General features: G+C 54.0%; 20 protein-coding genes. 17 read left to right on the top strand and 3 right to left on the bottom strand.

What is annotated here, in order from left to right; all coding sequences use genetic code 11:
• Positions 1-33 precede the first annotated feature (33 nt).
• The 9 genes from leuD to KCV26_07375 all read left to right on the top strand — a co-directional run bounded on the left by leuD (position 34) and on the right by KCV26_07375 (position 10,623).
• Complete coding sequence (gene leuD, locus KCV26_07415; GenBank protein ID WZX38189.1) at positions 34-630, top strand: 3-isopropylmalate dehydratase small subunit; 597 nt, start codon at positions 34-36, stop codon at positions 628-630.
• Positions 631-683: 53 nt separating this feature from the next.
• The gene (locus KCV26_07410; protein WZX38188.1) at positions 684-2,216 is read left to right on the top strand and encodes a 2-isopropylmalate synthase; all 1,533 of its coding nucleotides are present in this window, start codon (positions 684-686) and stop codon (positions 2,214-2,216) included.
• A 22-nt stretch (positions 2,217-2,238) separates the two neighbouring features.
• Positions 2,239-3,324 (top strand): 3-isopropylmalate dehydrogenase, encoded by a 1,086-nt coding sequence (leuB, locus tag KCV26_07405; GenBank protein ID WZX38187.1) that lies wholly within the window; start codon positions 2,239-2,241, stop codon positions 3,322-3,324.
• A 175-nt stretch (positions 3,325-3,499) separates the two neighbouring features.
• On the top strand, positions 3,500-5,338 hold the full coding sequence (gene ilvD / locus KCV26_07400) for a dihydroxy-acid dehydratase (protein ID WZX38186.1): 1,839 nt from the start codon (positions 3,500-3,502) through the stop codon (positions 5,336-5,338).
• A 20-nt stretch (positions 5,339-5,358) separates the two neighbouring features.
• Positions 5,359-7,116 (top strand): biosynthetic-type acetolactate synthase large subunit, encoded by a 1,758-nt coding sequence (ilvB, locus tag KCV26_07395; protein ID WZX38185.1) that lies wholly within the window; start codon positions 5,359-5,361, stop codon positions 7,114-7,116.
• A 12-nt stretch (positions 7,117-7,128) separates the two neighbouring features.
• Positions 7,129-7,692, top strand: coding sequence for an acetolactate synthase small subunit (gene ilvN / locus KCV26_07390; GenBank protein ID WZX38184.1), 564 nt, complete (start codon positions 7,129-7,131; stop codon positions 7,690-7,692).
• A gap of 263 nt (positions 7,693-7,955) precedes the next feature.
• Positions 7,956-9,002 (top strand): ketol-acid reductoisomerase, encoded by a 1,047-nt coding sequence (gene ilvC / locus KCV26_07385; protein WZX38183.1) that lies wholly within the window; start codon positions 7,956-7,958, stop codon positions 9,000-9,002.
• A 346-nt stretch (positions 9,003-9,348) separates the two neighbouring features.
• Positions 9,349-9,711 (top strand): helix-turn-helix transcriptional regulator, encoded by a 363-nt coding sequence (locus KCV26_07380; GenBank protein ID WZX38182.1) that lies wholly within the window; start codon positions 9,349-9,351, stop codon positions 9,709-9,711.
• 9 nt (positions 9,712-9,720) lie between these two features.
• Entirely contained in the window at positions 9,721-10,623 is a 903-nt protein-coding gene (locus tag KCV26_07375; protein WZX38181.1) for a type II toxin-antitoxin system HipA family toxin, read from the top strand.
• A gap of 16 nt (positions 10,624-10,639) precedes the next feature.
• Here the strand turns inward: KCV26_07375 and KCV26_07370 are convergent, their stop codons facing one another.
• Together KCV26_07370 and KCV26_07365 are read right to left on the bottom strand one after the other, a co-directional pair.
• A complete protein-coding gene (locus KCV26_07370; GenBank protein WZX38180.1) occupies positions 10,640-11,242 on the bottom strand; it encodes an aminotransferase class IV in 603 nt (200 codons plus the stop codon).
• A gap of 6 nt (positions 11,243-11,248) precedes the next feature.
• Positions 11,249-12,007 (bottom strand): aminodeoxychorismate synthase component I, encoded by a 759-nt coding sequence (locus KCV26_07365; GenBank protein WZX38179.1) that lies wholly within the window; start codon positions 12,005-12,007, stop codon positions 11,249-11,251.
• On the opposite strand from KCV26_07365, the gene fmt reads away from it, so the two are divergent.
• A complete protein-coding gene (fmt, locus tag KCV26_07360) occupies positions 11,985-12,932 on the top strand; it encodes a methionyl-tRNA formyltransferase (protein ID WZX38178.1) in 948 nt (315 codons plus the stop codon). The two genes, KCV26_07365 and fmt, sit on opposite strands and share 23 nt — an antisense overlap.
• 13 nt (positions 12,933-12,945) lie before the next feature.
• Here fmt and KCV26_07355 read toward each other — a convergent pair whose 3' ends face one another.
• The gene (locus tag KCV26_07355) at positions 12,946-14,433 is read right to left on the bottom strand and encodes a DUF3078 domain-containing protein (GenBank protein WZX38177.1); all 1,488 of its coding nucleotides are present in this window, start codon (positions 14,431-14,433) and stop codon (positions 12,946-12,948) included.
• Between the two features lie 271 nt (positions 14,434-14,704).
• On the opposite strand from KCV26_07355, the gene rfbA reads away from it, so the two are divergent.
• The 7 genes from rfbA (at position 14,705) to KCV26_07320 (ending at position 22,430) form a co-directional block, all read left to right on the top strand.
• Entirely contained in the window at positions 14,705-15,583 is an 879-nt protein-coding gene (rfbA, locus tag KCV26_07350) for a glucose-1-phosphate thymidylyltransferase RfbA (GenBank protein WZX38176.1), read from the top strand.
• A gap of 8 nt (positions 15,584-15,591) precedes the next feature.
• Positions 15,592-16,137 carry a dTDP-4-dehydrorhamnose 3,5-epimerase gene (gene rfbC / locus KCV26_07345; protein WZX38175.1) on the top strand — a complete coding sequence of 182 codons (546 nt, stop codon included), beginning with the start codon at positions 15,592-15,594 and terminating at the stop codon, positions 16,135-16,137.
• Complete coding sequence (gene rfbB / locus KCV26_07340) at positions 16,137-17,201, top strand: dTDP-glucose 4,6-dehydratase (protein WZX38174.1); 1,065 nt, start codon at positions 16,137-16,139, stop codon at positions 17,199-17,201. The genes rfbC and rfbB overlap by 1 nt, the downstream gene beginning before the upstream one ends.
• A gap of 13 nt (positions 17,202-17,214) precedes the next feature.
• The gene (locus tag KCV26_07335) at positions 17,215-17,715 is read left to right on the top strand and encodes a UpxY family transcription antiterminator (protein ID WZX38173.1); all 501 of its coding nucleotides are present in this window, start codon (positions 17,215-17,217) and stop codon (positions 17,713-17,715) included.
• Positions 17,716-17,880: 165 nt separating this feature from the next.
• Complete coding sequence (locus KCV26_07330) at positions 17,881-20,298, top strand: SLBB domain-containing protein (protein ID WZX38172.1); 2,418 nt, start codon at positions 17,881-17,883, stop codon at positions 20,296-20,298.
• A 13-nt stretch (positions 20,299-20,311) separates the two neighbouring features.
• Positions 20,312-21,436, top strand: a complete 1,125-nt coding sequence (locus KCV26_07325) for a lipopolysaccharide biosynthesis protein (protein WZX38171.1) — start codon at positions 20,312-20,314, stop codon at positions 21,434-21,436.
• Between the two features lie 22 nt (positions 21,437-21,458).
• Entirely contained in the window at positions 21,459-22,430 is a 972-nt protein-coding gene (locus KCV26_07320) for an SDR family oxidoreductase (protein ID WZX38170.1), read from the top strand.
• Positions 22,431-22,432: the final 2 nt, after the last annotated feature.

Below are 22,432 nucleotides of genomic sequence, written 5' to 3'. Positions count from 1 at the left end.
TATTCGATCAGCACATCAGTACATCAAACAAATATGGAAAAATTCAAAACAATCACATCCACATACGTCCCCCTTCCGATAGAGAACGTGGACACCGACCAGATCATTCCCGCCCGCTTCCTGAAAGCCACTACCCGCGAAGGGTTCGGAGACAACTTGTTTGCCGACTGGCGGTACGAAAAATCGGGCGAGCCGAAAGCCGATTTCGTCCTCAACAACCCCGCCTACAGCGGCGAAGTCCTGGTGGCAGGGAAAAACTTCGGCAGCGGGTCAAGCCGCGAGCATGCCGCCTGGGCAATTGCCGGATACGGCTTCAAGGTGGTGGTATCGAGCTTCTTTGCCGATATCTTCCGCAACAATGCGCTTAACAACGGCATCCTGCCCGTGGTGGTCAGCGAGAAGTTCCTCGGAGAACTGTTCACATCGGTCGGCCAGGACCCGCAGGCAACGGTTACGGTGAACCTCGAGGAGCAGTTCATCAGGAACAACCAGACCGGAAACAGGGAGCCGTTCGACATCAATCCCTATAAAAAAGAATGCCTCCTGAAAGGGCTCGACGACATCGACTTCCTCCTGTCGAACAAAGAGAAGATCGAAGCGTACGAGAAGAATCGCCCTTACGTCTATTGAATGTATCACACGTTTCAGTTCATCAACACATGGTAAAGCGGAAAATAGAAATAATGGACACCACGTTGCGCGACGGGGAACAGACCTCGGGCGTTTCATTCGCAACGGAAGAAAAAGTAAGCATTGTCCGCTTGCTCATTGAAGAGTTAAATGTCGACCGGGTAGAGATCGCGTCCGCGCGGGTATCGGAAGGAGAATTTAAGTCGGTGCAGAAGATTGCACAATGGGCAAACAGTCACGGGCATATCAACAAGATAGAGATCCTGGGATTTGTGGATGGAAACGCATCGCTCGACTGGATCACCGCCGCGGGATGCCGGGTGGTCAACCTCCTTTGCAAAGGTTCGGAGAAACATTGCACCCATCAACTCAGAAAAACGGCCCGGGAGCACCTCGCCGACATAAAGTCGGTCATCGCCGAAGCCAAAAAGCGGGGAATGGACGTGAACGTCTACCTCGAAGACTGGTCCAACGGGATGCGCGATTCAGAGGCGTACGTGTTCGAGATGATGGATGAGCTGCAACACCAGCCCATCACCCGCTACATGCTGCCCGACACCTTGGGCATACTGAACCCCTCCGAGACCCGGATGTTCTGTGAGAAGATGATCGGCAGGTACCCCGGCCTGCACTTCGACTTCCACGCGCACAACGATTACGACCTGGCGGTAGCCAACGTTTTCGAAGCGGTGAAAGCGGGAGTAAAAGGCGTCCACGTCACCGTGAACGGCCTGGGGGAACGAGCCGGTAACGCGCCCGTCACCAGCATCGTCGCCCTGATCCACGACCAGCTGAAGCTCAGCACCAACGTTGCCGAGGACAAGCTCTACAGCGTCAGCAAGATCGTGGAAAGTTACTCCGGCGTACGTATCCCCAACAACAAACCCGTTATCGGTGACAACGTGTTCACACAGGTGGCCGGAGTCCATGCCGATGGCGACAAGAAGAAGAACCTTTACCACAACGACCTCGTGCCCGAGCGGTTCGGACGTTCACGGGAATACGCCCTGGGGAAGAACTCCGGCAAGGCCAACATCCTGAAGAACCTGGAGGCGCTGGGAATCGAAGTAGACGATGAAGCCGCCAAAAAAGTGACGGCCCGCATCATCGAGCTGGGCGACAAGAAAGAGCTGGTCAGCCCCGATGAGCTGCCCTACATCGTTTCCGACATCCTGAAGAACGGAATCGACAACCAGGAGATACAGATACTGAACTACTCGCTGAACCTCACCGACGGCATGCGCCCGACAGCCACCGTAAAGATATCCATCCGGGGGGAGGTGTATCAGCAGTCAGCCGCGGGAGACGGGCAGTACCACGCCTTCTCGAAGGCCATGTACAAGATTTACAAGAGCCTCAACAAACCCACGCCCGATTTGCTCGACTACGTGGTGGTCATTCCCCCCGGCGGAAAAACCAACGCCTACGTACAGACCATCATCACGTGGAGGTTCGACGGGAAGGTCTTCAAAACCCGGGGACTGGATGTCGACCAGACGGCTGCCGCCATCAAGGCCACGATAAAAATGCTGAACATGATAGAAAAAGGAAACATACCGGTGATCCGCCACATGGAGCTACCGTAAAAATAAAAAGAAAAGAAAACCTATGAAATTGAAGATAGCAGTATTGCCCGGCGACGGCATCGGTCCCGAGATCATGGACCAGGCGTTGAAAGTGACGCGTGCCGTATGCGAGAAATTTAACCACGAGGTAACGTTCACGGAAGCCATTGTCGGCGCTTGCGCCATCGATGCCGTCGGCGACCCCTATCCGCCGGAGACGCACGAAGTGTGCATGCAGGCAGACGCGGTGTTGTTCGGCGCCATCGGACACCCCAAGTTCGACAACGACCCTAACGCCAGGGTACGCCCCGAGCAGGGGCTGCTCCGGATGCGCAAGCAACTGGGACTGTACGGAAACATCCGTCCCGTAATGACGTTCCCCTCGCTGATCCACAAATCACCCCTTCGCGCCGACCTGGTGGAAGGAGCCGACTTCGTCTGCATCCGCGAACTGACGGGAGGCATGTACTTCGGACGGCCGCAAGGACGGAGCGAAGACGGAGACACGGCTTACGACACCTGTGTCTACACGCGCGAAGAGATCGAACGGATCCTGCACCTGGCCTACAAGTTTGCCGGGCAACGCCGCAAGAAGCTTACCGTGGTGGACAAGGCAAACGTGATTGCCACCTCCCGCCTGTGGCGCCAGATCGCGCAGGAGATCGCCCCGCAATACCCCGACATCGAGACCGATTACCTGTTCGTGGACAACGCAGCCATGCGCATCATCCAGTGGCCCAAGAGCTTCGATGTGCTGGTAACCGAAAACCTCTTCGGCGACATCCTCACCGACGAAGCATCGGTCATCACCGGATCACTGGGGATGCTCCCCTCCGCTTCGATAGGCATACACACCTCCCTGTTCGAACCGATCCACGGCTCCTACCCGCAGGCAACCGGAAAAAACATTGCCAATCCCGCCGCCATGATCCTCTCCGCCGCACTGATGTTTGAATACGCTTTCAACCTGCAGGAAGAAGGAGCAGCCATCCGCCGGGCCGTCAACGCAAGCCTCGAAGCGGGCGTCGTCACCGAAGATATTGCCGAAGGGGGAAAAGCCTACGGGACAAGTGAGGTGGGGGACTGGATTGCGGAGTATATTAAAAGCTCCATTTTAGTTACTTTATAAGAAATAGAGATAGAGATAGAGAATAAGATTGAATTTGAGATTGAATTTGAGATTGAATTTGAGATTGAATTTGAGATTGAAATAGGGATTGAAATAGAGATTGAAATAGAGATTGAAATAGAGATAGGGATTAAGATTGAAATAAAAGAAAACAATAAAATAGGAACATACAGGAATGAACCGTAAAGACAATAAACACCTCCGGAGCTACACCTCCACTCAGGGCCGCCTGATGGCCGGCGCACGCGCGCTGTGGAGGGCTAACGGAATGAAAGACGAGCAGATGGGAAAACCCATCATCGCCGTGGTGAATTCATTCACCCAGTTTGTGCCCGGGCACGCACACCTGCACGATATCGGGCAGATGGTGAAAGCCGAAATCGAAAAGTTGGGGTGCTTTGCCGCCGAATTCAACACCATCGCCGTGGACGACGGCATCGCCATGGGCCACGACGGGATGCTCTACTCGTTACCGTCGCGCGACCTGATTGCCGACTCCATAGAATATATGATTAACGCTCACAAGGTGGATGCGATGGTGTGCATCAGCAACTGCGACAAGATAACGCCGGGCATGCTCATGGCAGCCATGCGGCTGAACATCCCCGCCATCTTTGTTTCGGGCGGGCCCATGGAGGCGGGAAAAATTGGCGACGAATCCATCGACCTGATCGATGCGATGATCGAATCGGCCGACGATGCCGTGTCGGACGACCGCATCTCGCAGCTCGAGAAGCTGGCTTGCCCCACCTGCGGCTCGTGCTCGGGAATGTTTACCGCCAACTCCATGAACTGCCTCAACGAAGCCATCGGCCTGGCACTGCCCGGCAACGGGACGATCGTGGCCACACACGCCAACCGGATCGGACTCTTCCGCAAAGCAGCAGGGCAGATCGTGGAAAACGCCTACCGCTACTATTTCGACGGCGACGAAAGCGTGCTGCCGAGAAACATCGCCACACGCGCGGCGTTCCTCAACGCCATGTCGCTCGACATTGCCATGGGCGGCTCCACCAACACCATCCTTCACCTGCTGGCCATTGCCCGTGAGGCGGAAGTGGATTTCACGATGGACGATATCGACGCCCTCTCGCGTAAGGTGCCTTGCGTATGCAAAGTAGCGCCCAACACCAAGAAGTACCACGTCCAGGATGTGAACCGCGCCGGAGGCATTCTGGGTATCGTGGGCGAACTGGCAAAAGGCGGGCTGATCGACACATCGGTCCACCGTGCCGACGGACTGACGCTGAAACAGGCGATAGAAAAGTACGACATCACAACAGAAAATATCCATCCCGAGGCGCAAGCGATCTACAGCTCGGCACCGGGAAACAGGTTTAACCTGGTCATGGGCTCGCAAAACGCCGTTTACAAAACCCTCGATGCCGACCGGGAAGACGGTTGTATCCGGAACATCGCAAATGCCTATACCCTCGACGGCGGACTCGCCGTCCTGAAAGGTAACATCGCACAGAACGGCTGCGTGGTGAAAACGGCAGGGGTAGATGAGAATATCTGGAAATTCTCGGGAAAAGCCAAGGTGTACCATTCCCAGGACGAAGCGTGCACCGGGATCCTGAACGGAGAGATTGAAGCCGGCGACGTGGTCGTCATCGTGTACGAAGGGCCTAAGGGAGGGCCGGGGATGCAGGAGATGCTCTACCCCACTTCCTACATCAAAGCAAAACATTTGGGAAAAGCCTGCGCCCTGATTACCGACGGACGGTTCTCGGGAGGCACCTCGGGCCTGTCCATCGGGCATATATCTCCTGAAGCGGCTGCCGGGGGCAACATCGGGCTTGTGAAAGACGGTGATGTTATCGAAATCGATATTCCCAACCGGATCATCCGGGTCCAACTCTCCGACGCCGAGCTGGCGGAACGGAGAAAACAGGAGGAGGCGAAAGGGAAAGCCGCCTTTAAGCCGGTCAGGGACCGGAAAGTATCCAACGCACTGAAGCTCTACGCCCATTTCGTCAGTTCAGCCGATTTAGGCGGTGTGAGAATACTATAACAGTCTATAAATCTACAAATATGAACAGGAGTAATCATTCACAATCCACCCAACCCTCCACAGAGGAGGCCAAGGTAAACATTTCGGGAAGTGAGGCCCTTATCCGCTCGTTACTGGCCGAAGGCGTAGATACCATGTTCGGCTATCCCGGCGGCGCCATCATGCCCGTTTTCGACGCGCTGTACGATCATAAGAACGACATAAAACATATCCTGGTCCGTCACGAACAAGGGGCCGTCCACGCAGCACAAGGCTACGCACGCGTATCCAGGAAAACCGGTGTTGCCCTGGTCACCTCCGGCCCCGGAGCCACCAACGCCGTAACCGGAATCACCGACGCCATGATGGACAGCACCCCACTGGTGGTGATCTCGGGACAGGTTATATCGGGCTTGCTGGGCTCCGATGCCTTTCAGGAAGCCGATGTGATCGGTATCACCCAACCCATCACCAAGTGGGCCTATCAGGTAAGGCGGGCGGAAGAGATTCCCTGGGCCGTTTCCCGTGCCTTTTACATTGCCAAAAGCGGCCGCCCCGGACCGGTGGTCCTCGACATAACGAAGGATGCGCAGATCAACAAACTCGACTATACCTACAGCAGGACATCGTTCCTGAGGAGCTACATCCCTTTTCCTGAGTCGGAAATGGAGAATATCAAGGCGGCGGCGGAGCTGATCAACCGGGCGCAAAAGCCCCTGGCGCTGGTGGGACAGGGCGTGATCCTCGGAAACGCGGAGCAGGAGCTGATGACATTCCTGGAGAAAGGCAACATCCCGTTCGGATCGACCATCCTCGGGCTCTCCGCCATCCCCTCCGACCACCCGCTCAACGCCGGGATGCTGGGCATGCACGGCAACATCGCTCCCAACATGAACACCAACGAGTGCGACGTGCTGATCGCCATCGGCATGCGCTTCGACGACCGCGTCACCGGCAACCTCAACACCTACGCCCGGCAGGCAAAAATCATCCACTTCGATATCGACCTGGCGGAGATGGACAAGAACGTGAAAACCACCGTAAAGGTGCTGGGTAATGCCAAAGACACACTGCCGCTCGTCACGGCTCTGATCGAGGAACGTAAACATTCGGAGTGGATGGAGAAATTCGGACAGTACAAAAAGACGGAGTTCGATTGCGTCATCAAGGCCGAACTGTATCCCGAAAACGGAGGAGAGCTGAAGATGGGTGAAGTGGTGAACAAGGTATCGGAAGCTACGGGACATAAGGCAGTATGCGTGACCGACGTGGGGCAACACCAGATGATGGCCACCCGCTATTTCAAATCCACGCTGACACGCAGCATGGTCACTTCGGGCGGACTGGGCACCATGGGGTTCGGGCTTCCCGCCGGGATCGGGGCGAAATACGGGGCTCCCGACCGTACTGTCTGCATCTTCGTCGGAGACGGTGGCCTGCAGATGTCCATCCAGGAGCTCGGAACCATCCTGGAGTACAACATCGACGTCAAGATTATCCTGCTGAACAACAACTACCTGGGCATGGTCCGACAGTGGCAGGAGCTCTTCTTCGATGAACGATACTCCGAGACACACCTCAAGAATCCCGACTTCGTAAAGATTGCCGAAGCCTACGGCATCCGGGGAAGGAAAGTGACCGACCGGAAAGAGCTGGACAGCGCCATCGAGGAGATGCTGTCCCACGAGGGTGCCTACCTGCTCGAAGCAGTGGTGGAAACCAAAGGAATGGTTTATCCCATGGTACCTGCCGGCGGAAGCGTTACCGACATACTGATTGGAAACGGACACAAACTCTAAACTCAACAAGCTATGGAAGGAAAAACATTATATACCGTCACCATTTTCTCAGAAAATACGGTAGGGGTGCTCAACCAGATCACCACCATCTTCACGCGCCGGCAACTGAACATCGAGACCCTCTCGGTCTCGCCCTCGGCCCTGGCAGGCATCCATAAGTTCACCATCACCGTTTTTGCGGAATCCGACGAAGCGATGAAGAAGCTGGTGCGCCAGATCGACAAACGTATCGATGTGCTCAAAGCCTACTTCAATGTGGACAACGAGCTGATCCACCAGGAGCTGGCCCTGTACAAACTGGCTACCGATAAGATTATGGAACACGGGTCCATCGAATACCTCATCCGGAAATACAACATCCGGGTGCTCGAGGTCAACAACGACTGCGTGGTGTTCCTCAAGGCCGGCCACTACGCCGAGACGCAGGGCCTCTTCGACGAGCTGGCCGAGAAGATCGGCGTGCTCCAGTTCATCCGCTCCGGCAGAATCGCCATCACCAAGTCGAAGGTGGAACGCCTGAGCGACATGCTCGCGCAGCGGGAAGAGATGAAGCAGGAACAACTATCACATCTATAAATAATATAAAAATATGAATACAACTAATTACTCAATTGACAATGTTTTGTGACCCGTTACCGATTCACAGGCTATCTGATAAATAACTCGCTTCGCTCAAACAACATATCAGATTACGCCTGCTTTATCGACGGGTACCCCATAAAACATCTAAACATTTCGTAATCAATTGTATTCGAAAACAATAAAAATGTAAATAATCAGACCGGGGAAGCAAGGGCCGGATGTGTCTTTGTTCCCGGTTTTTAAAATCAATAAAAAATATGGCAAAAATGAATTTTGGCGGGGTAGAAGAAAATGTAGTTACCCGCGACGAGTTTCCGTTGAGCAAAGCACAGGAAACATTGAAAAACGAAACCATCGCAGTGATCGGCTACGGTGTTCAAGGTCCGGGACAATCGCTAAACCTGCGTGACAATGGTTTCAACGTAATCGTCGGACAACGCAAAGGAGGAAAAACCTGGGACAAAGCTGTTGCTGATGGCTGGGTTCCGGGTGAAACGCTTTTCGAAATTGAAGAGGCGTGTGAGAAAGCAACCATTATTCAATATTTGCTTTCAGATGCAGCACAAATTGAAGTTTGGCCAACGGTGAAAAAGCATCTTACTCCCGGTAAAGCATTGTACTTCTCCCACGGCTTCGGCATCACCTACAAGGAACGCACGGGAATTATTCCGCCCGCCGATGTGGATGTGATCCTTGTAGCACCAAAAGGATCGGGAACTTCGTTGAGAACAATGTTCCTCGAAGGACGCGGTTTGAACTCTTCTTACGCCATTTTCCAGGACGCTACCGGACGCGCTTTCGACCGTGTTGTAGCATTGGGAATTGGTGTTGGATCGGGTTATCTGTTCGAAACAACATTTAAACGCGAAGTCTATTCCGACCTCACCGGTGAACGCGGAACATTAATGGGTGCCATCCAGGGACTCTTACTGGCTCAGTACGAAGTACTCCGCGAAAACGGACATACCCCGTCGGAAGCGTTCAACGAAACGGTAGAAGAGCTCACACAGTCGTTGATGCCGCTTTTTGCCGCAAAAGGGATGGACTGGATGTATGCCAACTGCTCCACAACTGCCCAGCGCGGTGCGTTGGACTGGATGACACCGTTCCACGATGCCACCAAGCCCGTCTTCGAAAAACTTTACAAAGAAGTGGCCAGTGGGAATGAAGCGCAACGCTCCATCGACAGCAATTCGCAGGCCGACTACCGCGAGAAACTGGAAGCAGAGCTAAAAGCCCTCCGCGAAAGCGAGATGTGGCAGACCGGAGCCGTAGTAAGGAAATTACGTCCGGAGAACAACTGAGGGTTCTATTATTTTTATAAAGAAGGTTGTCTCAAAATAAAAAATTACCTTTTGAGAAATGAATATTTGAATCTGTTCTCAGATCAAATCAGATAAGTAATAAGTATCCGAATAAAAAGAGGGTGAAATCACATCTGTGATACACCCCTTTTTTTATTATACATAATCACTAGTGTCCTATAAAAACTTTAAGATGCCTAAGTATCAGCTTGATAATAAATGTACTGCCTAAAAAAGAAACTGGGCATCCCTGTCTGAATTTTATTTCATTCAAAAATAAATTTATTGATTAAAAAACGATATCTTTGTGTAGTTTTTCATTCACTATACATAAAAAACTTCTGTTATGAATGATATATCACGCAACGATTGGAATGCAATGAGTGATGATCACATTCTCAGTCAAATCGGAGAATTTGTAAAACATCACCGTATGGAGCAAAATAAAACCCAGGCGATGCTTGCTGAAGATGCAGGAATAAGCCGCTCCACACTCAGTTTGCTGGAAAGAGGTGACACAGTAACGGTCGCAACACTCATTCGGGTATTGCGGGTATTGGATCAATTACATATCATGGATGTTTTTGTGGTTGTCCGCCGGCAAAGTCCGTTAGCCCTGGCCCAAGCCGAGAGAAAAAAAAAACAGCGGGTTTCTTTTCCTAAAAGGAGGAAAACAGATAAATCAGATAATGAGAATATTGATTGGTAAAATTGGTAAATGATGAATACCGCCATCGTGAATATATGGGGCAAAATGGTAGGAGCCGTTGCCTGGGATGAAAAATCCGGATGGGCTTCTTTTGAATACGATCCTGCTTTTAAAAGACTTGGATGGGAACTATCTCCCTTAAAGATGCCGTTGTCCCCGGAACAACGAATTTACTCCTTCCCTGAATTACGCAAAGAAACCGGTTCTTCTTTCGATACTTTTAAAGGGTTGCCCGGATTGCTTGCGGACATGCTGCCCGACCGTTACGGGAATGAATTGATCAATTTGTGGCTGGCGCAGCAAGGACGGCCGGAAAACAGTATGAATCCCATAGAAATGCTTTGTTTTATAGGTAAACGGGGAATGGGAGCATTGGAGATTGAGCCGGCCATTTTAAAACAAAATGTAAATACCTTTTCGGTGGAAATAGATAGCCTGGTGGAAATTGCGAGCAAGATGCTTTCGAAGAAAGAGGCTTTTGTAGCCAATTTAAAATCCGAGGAAGAAAAGGCCATGCGGGAGCTGAAGCTGACTTATGCCGAAGCCGAACAGATGTTCCGCCGTATGGTGTTTAATGTGATAGCCCGCAACTGTGATGACCATAGCAAGAACTTCTCTTTTATTCTTAAACAGGGAGACCGGTGGAGATTGGCCCCGGCATACGACCTCTGTCATGCTTATCGTCCCGGAAGCGAATGGGTAAGCCGTCACGCGTTGAGTGTTAACGGGAAGCGGGAAAATATTACACGGGAAGATCTGATCGTGATAGGACGTTCCATCCGCAATAAAAAGGCGGAGGAAATTATTGATCAGGTTAACGATACGGTACACAACTGGAATTATTATGCAGACAAGGCAGGTGTGGATAAAGACAAAAAAGAGTCAATTGATAAGACACTTTTCTCCTTATAAGTTTTTGTCGGAAAGACTAAATAATTATAGAATTTAGAATACTCTTCATCGGACAGCCTACCCCGTCCTCTATATCGAGCATGGAGTTGATGAGGTAAACGTGCTCGTACTCGTGCAGGTTGTCAACAGTGATGTCCGCTTCTTTGATGATGGATTCCCGCAATAACCTCTGCCGTTTTGTCCCGTTTAACAGATAAGTATGGGGCGTGAAGAACTCCCCGTTCTTCCGGAAAACCACGTTGCTGTAGGTAGTATCGGTGATGCAGCCGTTTTGCACGATCAGCACTTCATCCCTCTCCCCTCTCTGTTTATTCAGCACCTCCAGCTGCACCCTGTCAGAATACTTGAACGAGTAGTCCAGCTCCTCCGCCTCCACCAGCACCAGCGAACGGATCCGTTTCGGGGCGTATGCCACAAACCGGACCGTACGGATCGTCTCCCTGTACCCGATGCTGCATTTCACTTTCTTGTCGCGGAGCGACCCGGGGAGCAACGATTCGATGCAAGGCAGTCCGGGAGCGGTAAAGCCGAAACGGTCTGCCGTCTGCCGCATCCGCTCCGCGTGGGCCTCCAGGCTCACTGCGACGCCGTTCTTTATGCAAATGGTTTCGAGAAACATCTTGATTCAGGTAAAGGGCAAATAAATTTTCCGGACAGCTTCCGCATACTCTTTCTCACATGCGCTGTTGACCGTGATGCCGCCTCCGCTCCGGAAGTACAAGCCGTCTTCCGCCTGCTCGACATACCGGATCAGCACGCAGGAGTCGAGGGCCGTACCGTCGAAATACCCGGCCACCCCGGTGTAGAAGCCGCGCGGTTCCTGTTCCGCCTCGCGGATAAGGGCCAACGTGGCCTCCTTGGGCGCCCCCGAGACCGACCCGGCAGGCAGCAGTTCAAAGAAAAGCGTCCCGAGGTTTTCGGGGTAGTCGTCCGGCAGCGTCCCCTCAATCTCGGAGCTGACCTGCAAGATGGTCCCCCCGTTCGTCTCCACCCGATCGATGTAGCGAAAACGGTTCACCCTCACCCCGCTGGCTATCCGGCTTAGGTCGTTTCGGATCAGATCGACAATCGTGCTGTGTTCGGCTTTCTCCTTGTAATCGTTCAGGATCGTCTCTTCCGCATTTTCCACCGAAGCATCGATCGTCCCTTTCATGGGATGGGAGAACACCTTTCCCTTGTCGATCCGCACGAACCGTTCGGGGGAGAAGCAGACAAACCGGCCGGGGACATAGAGCCGGTACTTCGCCCGGCTGCGTCCATGCTTCGCTTTACGTCGTTGCAGGAGGTAAACATGCTGCAAAATTAACCGAATTCGATCTTTTTCCGCTATTTTTGTGTAAAAATTAGAAAATTGTACCGAAATGGATAAAAAAGAGTTACGCATCGTTTTTATGGGGACGCCCGACTTCGCCGTGGAGTCGCTGCGCGCACTGGTCGGGAACGGCTACAACGTGGTGGGCGTCATCACCGCGCCCGACAAGCCCGCCGGGAGAGGATACAAGCTGCAGCCGCCGGCTGTGAAAGAGTATGCCCTGTCGGCAGGATTAACCGTTCTGCAACCCGAAAACCTGAAGAACGAGGTGTTCCTGGACGAGTTGAGGCGACTGAAAGCCGACATCCAGGTGGTTGTGGCATTCCGTATGCTGCCCGAGGTGGTCTGGAGCATGCCTCCCCGGGGGACGTTCAACCTGCACGCCTCGCTGCTGCCCCAGTACCGGGGTGCGGCGCCCATCAACTGGGCGATAATCAACGGAGAAAAGGAGACGGGGGTCACCACGTTCTTCCTCAAGCACGAGATCGATACCGGAGAAATTATTTTTCAGGAGAAGGTGGCCATCGGGGAGAACGACGATGCGGGCACCCTGCACGACAGCCTGATGACCCTGGGGGCACGGCTGGTGGTAAGGACCATCGACGCCGTGATTAGCGGAACGGTCCGGTCGCTGCCGCAAAGTGAGTTGACGGAGGGGAACAAGGAATTGAAGCCGGCGCCCAAGATCCACAAGGAGACCTGCCGGATCAACTGGGACCGCCCCGTGGAGGAGATCCGCAACTTCGTCCGCGGGCTGTCTCCCTACCCGGCCGCGTGGACCGAGCTCGATGTCAACGGCGAGAAGATGAACTTCCGGATCTTCGCGGCCAGAACCCTCCCGGAGGCGCACCGGCTGCGGCCAGGAGAAGTCGTCACCGACAACAAAGTCACCCTGCGGGTTGCCGCACAGGATGGCTTTATCGAGGTGCTGGAGATCCAGCTGTCGGGGAAAAAACGGATGAAGACCGGCGACTTCCTCAACGGGTTCTCTTTCTGAACCCGCAACACGCCTACCACTTGTAGTTCAGCCCGAAGCTGAGCAGCTGCGTGATCTGCAGGTACTTGAACTTCGGATCGGGCGGGACGCTGTCGTCGAACCGCAGGTTCAGGAAGAACCGGGTGGAGAAAGCATTGGTCAGCGCCATGTTCAACGTATTCTCGAACTCCGCCTCCACCTTCTCGTAGCTGGTGAAGTACTTCAGCCGCGAGTTCCAGGTGATGTACCGGTTGAAGTCGTAAATCAGGTTGGCCGTAACCGTGGACCCCAGGTCCATGGTGTGTTTCTTTCCCTCCTCGATCCCGTAACGGGTCACGCTCACCTTATCATTGCCGATGTACCTGAAGTTAAAGCTTAAGGGCGCCAGGTGCAGGTCCAGCCGCACCCTGCGGTGCCTCACCTTTTCGAACCGCTTGTCGAGGTTGTACTTCAACCCGACACCGCCGTTCACGTATAACGGGGCGAGGAATGCCGACCGGATGGTGTTGGAGTTGGTCGGGAAGTTGTTGAAGAGCTGCGACCTCACGTCGAGGTTGGTCGAGTAAGACCACTTCTTCGCAAAGGCGTCGAGCCCGAAGTCCCCGTAGTAGCGCAACAGGTCGTCCCCGATCCTGTATTTCCGGAGGGTATCGTCGGGGGCGGTAAAGACGGAGAGCCTCCACTCGAAAGTGTTGTTGAAGCGCACCTTCTCTTTCCGGTAGTTCATCCTCAGGATGTGGTTGTTCACGAACGTGAAGTTGCTCGTCCCCCCCTTGTGCCAGTTCGGCGAGAAGTAGCTCTGGGAGAGCTGGAACGAGTGGTCGCCGTTGTAGACCCAGTACCTTCGCCTGATCTCCGTCTTCTCCACCTGCGGAGCGTTCAGCGAATAGCTTGTCTCCGTGGAGATCAGCTCCTTGAACGGGTTGAACGTCTCCAGCACCTCGGTGTCCTTGCTGGACGACGGAAGCGAGTCGAGGTGGAACACCGAACGGTTCACCCGGTCGGGGTACCTCCTGTAGAAATCGCGGCGCGTCTCATCCACAAACGCGGCATGCACCAGGCCGGGTGCAAAGGTTTTCTCCCGGGGGATCAGCAACCCCTTGTAGATGCTTTCCTCCTTGGGCGGATAAAACGAGAGGTCCGTCGGCAGTATCTTCCCCGTGAAGATCATCGGGAGGAACAGCGGGTTGTAGAAGATGGTGTCCCTGAACGTCAGTCCGTGGAGCGAGGTGGAGCCGAACAGGTTGTCGGGCAGCTGGAGCGTTCCGTTCTCTTTTCTGTGGTAGAGGGAGTCCAGCAGCACGGTAGCGGTTTCCAGTATCGCGGACTTGGAGGTATCCCGTTGTTGCGTGAGGTCGGGCACAACCGGTGGGGCCGTGTCCTGAACCTGCCTCTGCTGGATCAACTTCTCTATGTCCGTGATGCTTTCGAAAAGCTTCAGGCTATCGGTCTCCTGGGCAACGGTCTCCGGCAAGATAAACGGTGCGATCAAAAAAATGATAAACAAACCAATCTGTTTCATAATTGTATTATTCGACATTCTTTTCTGTTTTAGGAGCAAAGATAAAAATAATTGTTGAATAACTGCCAACGAGTGAAAAATGCAACCGGGAGAATTTGAAAAAATTACAACATTTGTCGTTTAATTTTGTTATTTTTGTAATTGTTATGTTCATTAATAATTTGCATGTGCTTTAATTGCAACTAAATCTTCGACTGACAATGTTTCAAATTTAGCTGCTTGGTTAAAAATACAACAATTGTTGTAATAAAAGAGAATAAAAATACTATATATGAAAGGAATCGTTCTTGCCGGAGGGTCCGGTACCCGGCTTTATCCGATCACCAAAGGGATCTCCAAGCAACTTATCCCGGTCTACGACAAGCCGATGGTCTACTACCCCATTTCGGCCCTGATGCTTGCCGGGATCAAGGAGATCCTCATCATCTCCACCCCGCACGACCTGCCCGGGTTTCAGCGGTTGCTGGGCGACGGGTCGGATTACGGCGTCTCTTTCTCCTATGCGGAACAACCCAGTCCCGACGGGCTGGCCCAGGCATTCATCATCGGCGAGGAGTTCATCGGCAACGATTGTGCCTGTCTGGTGCTGGGCGACAACATCTTCTACGGCCAGGGGTTTCCCAACCTGCTGAGGCAAGCCGTCAGGGACGCGGAGTCGGACAACAACGCCACCGTCTTCGGATACTGGGTGAACGACCCCGAGCGGTACGGGGTGGCGGAGTTCGACCGGGAGGGCAATGTGCTGGGTATCGAAGAGAAGCCCCAACAGCCCAAATCGAACTACGCGATCGTGGGCCTCTACTTCTACCCCAACAAGGTGGTGGAGGTGGCGAAGAGCATCCGTCCTTCCGCCCGGGGGGAGCTGGAGATCACCGCGGTGAACCAGCACTTCCTCAACGAGCGGCAGCTCAAGGTCCAACTCTTCGGACGCGGCTTCGCCTGGCTCGACACCGGCACCTTCGGCTCGTTGTCGGAAGCCTCCACCTTTATCGAGGTACTGGAGAAGCGGCAGGGGCTGAAGATCTCCTGCCTCGAGGAGATCGCCTGGCGCAACGGCTGGATCGACGACGAGAGGCTGCGAAGCCTGGCGGAGCCGATGAAAAAGAACGAGTACGGCAAGTATTTGCTGAGATTAATTGACAATGAATAGGTAGCCCCATGAACATTACAACAACAGAGATAGAGGGTCTTGTTATCCTCGAACCCAAGGTGTTCGCCGACGGGCGGGGCTACTTCTTCGAATCATTCTCTCAGCGGGAGTTTGAAGAGCAAGTATGTCGGACCGCCTTTGTGCAGGACAACGAATCCTGCTCCCGCTACGGCGTCCTGAGGGGGCTTCACTTCCAGAGACCGCCCCACGCCCAGGCAAAGCTGGTCCGCGTGGTCAAGGGGACGGTGCTCGACATCGCCCTGGATATCCGGAAAGGGTCGTCCACGTTCGGCCAGCATGTCGCCACGGAGCTGTCGGGAGAGAACAAGCGCCAGCTCTTTATCCCCCGGGGGTTCGCCCACGGTTTCGCGGCACTGAGCGACGAGGTCATACTCCAGTACAAGTGCGACAACTACTTCGCTCCGGGCTCCGAGGGAGGCATCCTCTGGAACGATCCTGCTTTGGGGATCGATTGGAAGTTACCGGCAGAAGCGATAATCTTGTCGGAGAAAGACAAGAAAAACAAATTACTTAACGAGTTAAAACTATACTGATGGAGAGTCAATTCAAGAAAAATATCCTGATCACCGGTGGAGCCGGATTTATCGGGTCACACGTGGTGAGGCTGATGGTGACCCGCTATCCCCACTACCGCATCGTGAACCTCGACAAGCTTACCTACGCCGGCAACCTGGCCAACCTGCACGATGTTCAGGAGAAGCCCAACTACCGGTTCGTCAAAGCCGATATCTGCGACCCCGACGAGGTGCGGCGCGTGTTTGAAGAGTACCGGATCGACAGCGTCATTCACCTGGCGGCCGAAAGCCACGTGGACCGTTCCATCACCGATCCCCTTTCCTTCGCCCGGACCAACGTCATGGGCACCCTCAACCTGCTGGAGGCAGCCCGCCGGACGTGGCAGCCCGCCACCCCGCACCTCTTCTACCACGTTTCCACCGATGAAGTGTACGGCGCACTGCCTTTCGGCGATGCCCTCTTTACCGAGGAGACACGCTACGACCCGCATTCGCCCTACTCCGCCTCCAAGGCGGCTTCCGACCACTTTGTCCGGGCCTATCACGACACCTACGGGTTGCCCGTAGTACTGTCCAACTGCTCCAACAACTACGGGCCCTATCAGTTCCCCGAGAAGCTGATTCCGCTGTTCATCAACAACATCCGCCACAACAAGCCGCTTCCGGTTTACGGGAAGGGGGAGAACGTGCGCGACTGGCTCTATGTGGAAGACCACGCCCGGGCCATCGACCTGATCTTCCACCGGGGAAGAACGGGCGAGACCTACAACATCGGCGGGTTCAACGAGTGGAAGAACATCGACCTGATCCGGGTGATGATCAAGACGGTCGACCGGTTACTGGGGCGCAAAGAGGGCGAGTCGGAAAAGCTGATCACGTTTGTTACCGACCGGGCCGGGCACGACCTGCGCTACGCCATCGACTCCACCAAGCTGAAGAACGAGCTCGGCTGGGAGCCGTCGCTACAGTTCGAGGAAAGGATCGAAAAGACCGTGCGCTGGTACCTCGACCACCAGGAGTGGCTCGACAACGTCACCAGCGGTGATTACCAGCGCTATTACCAAAAAATGTACGGCAACTGAGTAACGGGTAACGATGACTGAGAAAAGATGGCTGGCAGCCTATGTGAAGATGCACCACGAGAAGCGGGTGCGTGACCGGTTGACGGAGCTGGGGATCGAGAACTTCCTCCCGGTACAGAACGAGGTTCGTCAGTGGAGCGACCGCAAGAAGCGGGTGGAGCGGGTACTGATTCCCATGATGATCTTCGTGCACGTGGACAGCACGGAGCAGCGCGCCGTCCTCACCCACCCCTCCGTGCTCCGCTACCTCGTGTTGCGGGGCGAACATGCCCCCACCGAGATCCCCGAAGAGCAGATGAACCGGTTCCGGTTCATGCTCGATTTCTCCGACCAACCTGTATCGTTCAACACCACCGGGCTCCAGCCCGGCGAGAAAGTGCGTGTCATCAAGGGCCCCCTGTCCGGGCTTGAGGGTGAGCTGGTTACCGTCGATGGCAAGTCCACCGTTGTTGTCCGCATCAACCAGCTGGGTTGCGCCACCGTGGAGATATGCACCTCCATGGTGGGGAATTAGTCCCATTTTCCGCCATTTTCCAGGACAAAAAATGGAAAGTGCGGGTTTTTATTGTAATTTTGTACACTGAAAATTGATGGGCCGCCCTCCCGGGAATGGGACAGCCAGTCACGAAGTGTGCCCGTACGTCTCTTTTCAACATCTATTCAAACAGAACATTTCAACATGAAACCATTCATTTCCATGCATGTAAACCCCAGTCGATTTCTTACCGTTTTGCTGCTGTTCCTGCTGACCGCAGGCAGCCTTTTTGCCCAGATCAGCGACAGCCAGGTGATTGAGGAACTCAAGCGATACCGCGATGCCGGCATGTCGCAGGAGCAGATTATCAGAGAGATGACGAAGAAAGGAGTCACCCCAGCACAGGTACAGCGCCTGCGCGACCAGTACCTCAACCAGGAGGGCGAGGCCGCTGCCGCTGCTCCTTCTGGGAAAAGCCTCCAGGACGATGTGCTCCGCGGGGAGGCCGGCTTCACGGAGAACCCCGTTGCCACCGAAGATAAAGGCTCCCCTACGGAAAGCGTTTACGGGCAATCCCTCTTTTCCAGTCAGAACCTCACGTTCGCCCCCAATATGAACATGCCTACCCCGGCCAATTACGTACTGGGGCCGGGTGACGAGGTCATTATCGACGTGTGGGGCGACTCGGAACTGAACGTCCGGTATACCGTTGCCCCCGACGGGCACATTACGGTACCCGGGCTGGGACGCATCCAACTGAGCGGATTAAGCGTAAAACAGGCAGAACTGAAAATCAAGAATGAATTTTCCACCATCTATTCCGACCTCGGCTCCGGCGAGCCCCACACTTTCCTCGCCATCTCCGTCGGCAACGTGCGGAGCATCAAGGTCAACGTGATGGGTGAGGTGAAGCGGCCCGGCACCTATACCCTCAGCTCCTTCTCCTCCGCTTTCCATGCCCTCTACGCCGCCGGTGGCACCAGCCGCATCGGGAGCATCCGCAACATACGGCTCTTCCGTTCGGGCAAGGCCGTCGCTACGGTCGACCTCTACGAGTACCTGATGAAAGGGAACAACATGGCCGACATCACCCTGCAGGAAGGCGACATCGTGATGGTGGAGCCCTACGGCATCCTGGCACAGGCTATTGGCGAAGTGAAGCGCCCCATGTGGTACGAACTGAAAGAGGGCGAAACGCTGGAAGACCTCATCCGCTATGCGGGCGGCTACAGCGGAAACGCCTACCGCGGCAACGTCTCCGTGCTTCGTAAGGGGAGTGAAGAGATGGAAGCCCACACCCTCGGTGAGGCGCAGTACGGTACTTTCCGGCTCAAGGATGGCGACCGTGCCGAGGTGAGCACTATCCTCGACAAATACGCCAACATGGTGGAGGTAACCGGATCGGTCTATCGCCCCGGAAAGTACGCCATCGGTGAGCAGATCCGCACCGTGGGCGACCTGATCAAGGTGGCCCAGGGCACCACCGGCGACGCTTACCTGCAGCGGGCACTGCTCTACCGCGAGAACGAAGACCTCACCCGCTCTATGCAGTCGTTCAGTCTGGACGCGCTGCTCAGTGGGCAGATCGCCGATATCGAACTGCGGAAGAACGACCTGCTGCACATCCCCTCGGTGCTCTCGCTCGAGAGCGACTTCACCGTCTATATCGGAGGAGAAGTACGCCATCCCGACAGCTATCCCTATGCCGAGAACATGACGATCGAAGACATTATCCTGCGTGCCGGCGGACTGACGGAAGCCGCCTCCACCGCCCGCGTCGATGTCTACCGCCGCCTCAGGGACCCCTCCGGCACCGCCGTGCCGAAAGAGTCGGGCGAACGGTTCACTTTCACCCTGGCCGACGGGGAGATCGTGTCGAGCGATCCCGGCTTCACGCTGCAACCCTACGACCAGGTGGTGGTGCGCCGCTCCCCGGGTTACGAGGTACAACAGAACGTGACCGTCAGCGGCGAGGTGCTGTTTGGCGGGCAATACGCCAAGGTAAGTAAGGACGAACGGCTCTCCTCGCTGGTGGAACGGGCGGGCGGCCTCACCCCCCACGCCTACGTGAAAGGCGCACGCCTCACGCGACGGCTGACCGCCGCAGAATTGAAGCAGGCGCAGGAGGCGCTGAAGCTAAAAGCGGAAGCCGATGTTACCAAAAAAGAGGACAGTGTCAATTACGAGGAGCAGCTGGCACAGGTGGACCTGAGCAACCGCCCCGTGGGCATCGACCTGGAGAAAGCGCTGAAGCATCCCGGCGGACCGGAAGACATTATCCTGCGCGACGGCGATGTGCTGAACATACCGCAGTTCGAAGCTACGGTACGGATATCGGGGGGGGTGTTGTATCCCAATACCGTTACCTACAAGAAGAACAAGAAGCTGGGTTACTACATCAACCAGGCCGGCGGTTATTCCCGCCTGGCGCAGAAGCGCAATCCCTACGTGGTCTATATGAACGGCCAGGTGGCCTCCGGCTACTGGGCGCGGATCGAACCCGGCTGCGAGATCATCGTGCCGGAACGCCCCGAACGGGAACCGATGTCGCTCCAGGGCATTATGGGCATGACCACCTCACTCGCTACAATCGCATTGTTAATTTCCAACCTGATCAAATAATATGACCGAACCGATGGAACAACAAAACCTCTCCCAACTTGCTCAGAATAGCGATGAAATCGATCTGGTAGACTTACTGCGAAAACTGTGGATAAAGCGAAAATTTATCCTAACAGCTACAGGTATATTCCTGCTGATCGGTCTCTTTGTAGCCCTCTTCTCTCCGGTGAGTTATACCGCCAGCTGCACGGTAGTGCCCCAGAGCGGGGAAAACAAAACCGGAGGACTGAGTGGCGTCGCCGCGATGATGGGAGTCAACCTGGGAACCGCCATGATGTCCGAAGGCACCTTGTCACCCCACATTTATCCCGAAATCGTGAAAAGTGTGCCTTTCACCCGGGAAATCATGCAGACACCCATTGTAACCAAGCGATCGAACGGAAAAGCAATAACTCTGTATGAGTATTACGCCAACAGACAGTACCAGGATAGAAATGTGCTGGGTAGCATCAAAAAGTATACCCTTGGCCTGCCCGGCGTGCTACTCGCCAGCCTCAGGAAAAAGAATCCGGTTGAAGAAACAGCATTTTTCACAGATTCTGTAACTGTTTATTCACTGAACGAAGAAGAAAAAAAAGTATACGAGGCGATTCAAGGAGCCTTACAAGTTTCCGTTAATCCCAAGGAAGGATATGTGTCGTTAAGCTACAGTTTCCCCGAAGCTCAACCGGCCGCTGAGGTAACGGACAATCTTTATCGGACCCTGGAAAAGTATGTGGCAACCTTTAAATCAGAGAAACTGGAGGATAACCTGCAGTTTGTGGAGGAGAGTTATGAGACTGCCCGCAAGGATTTCCTACAGGCCCAGTCGCACCTAACTGCTTTTCAGGATGCCAACCGCGGGCTGGCCACTGCCACCGCCCGTTCTACAGAAATGCGGCTGCAGAGCGAGTTCAATATCGCTTTTTCCGTGTACAGCGAGCTGGCCAAACAGCGGGAACAGGCCCGGATTGCGGTAAAGGAGAACCAGACTATCCTTACGTTGGTCAACCCTGCTGTTGTACCCCACGAGAAGAGCGCCCCCCGTAGGAGCATTATTCTGATCGGCTTCTTTTTTTTAGGTATAGCTACTGCCTTTGGATGGGTACAAGGAAAACCATATGTGCAAAAAATTTTTAAGGAGATTGAACAAAACTAATTTTTCTTAAGCGATTATATAAATGAATAATATCTTGGTAACCGGTGGAGCCGGTTTTATCGGCTCCAACCTCACGGAAGCACTGTTGGACAGCGGACATTCAGTAAGAGTACTTGATAACTTTGCAACCGGCAAGATTGAAAATCTGCTTCCTCTATTGGAAAAATACCCTGACTCGCTCACACTTCAGGTGGGCGATATCCGCAATATGGAAGATTGCCGGAAAGCCACCGAGAAGATTGACTATGTATTTCACGAGGCAGCACTCGGATCAGTACCCCGTTCAATTAAAGATCCGATCACATCAAACGAAGTCAATGTGTCTGGTTTTCTCAATATGCTTATCGCCAGTCGTGATGCCGGCGTAAAACGTTTTATTTATGCAGCAAGCTCTTCAACATATGGAGATAGCAAATCGCTCCCAAAGGTTGAGGATGTAATAGGCAAACCTTTGTCACCTTACGCAATTACTAAATATGTGAATGAGCTGTATGCCGATGTTTTCTCCAGAACCTACGGTATTGAGACCATCGGGTTGCGCTATTTCAACGTCTTCGGCAGGAAGCAGGACCCCAACGGAGCCTATGCAGCGGTGATACCGTTGTTCGTGAAGAAGTTGATGAACCATGAGTCGCCTTTGATCAATGGGGACGGAGAATACAGTCGCGACTTCACCTATATCGACAATGTGATCCAGATGAACATCCGGGCAATGGAAACCACCAATCCCGAGGCGATTAATACGGTTTATAATACGGCATATGGTGAACGTACCACACTAAATCAATTGGTAGGATATCTGAAAGAATACCTTTCGGAGCTTGATCCGGCAATTGGCCAGGTAGAAATTCTGCATGGCCCCAACCGTGCGGGGGATATACCTCACTCACTGGCCAATATCGACAAGGCCCGTAATCTGCTAGGATATAATCCCCAATTCTCCATGAAACAGGGATTGAAAGAGGCGGTGAAGTGGTATTGGAATAACTTGTAATT

Origin of the sequence: Petrimonas sulfuriphila (assembly GCA_038561985.1) — a bacterium.
In the GTDB taxonomy this organism is placed as follows: Bacteria; Bacteroidota; Bacteroidia; order Bacteroidales; family Dysgonomonadaceae; genus Petrimonas; species Petrimonas sulfuriphila.
Note: the sequence above shows the minus strand (reverse complement) of the source record. Positions and strands in the feature narration are given on the sequence as shown.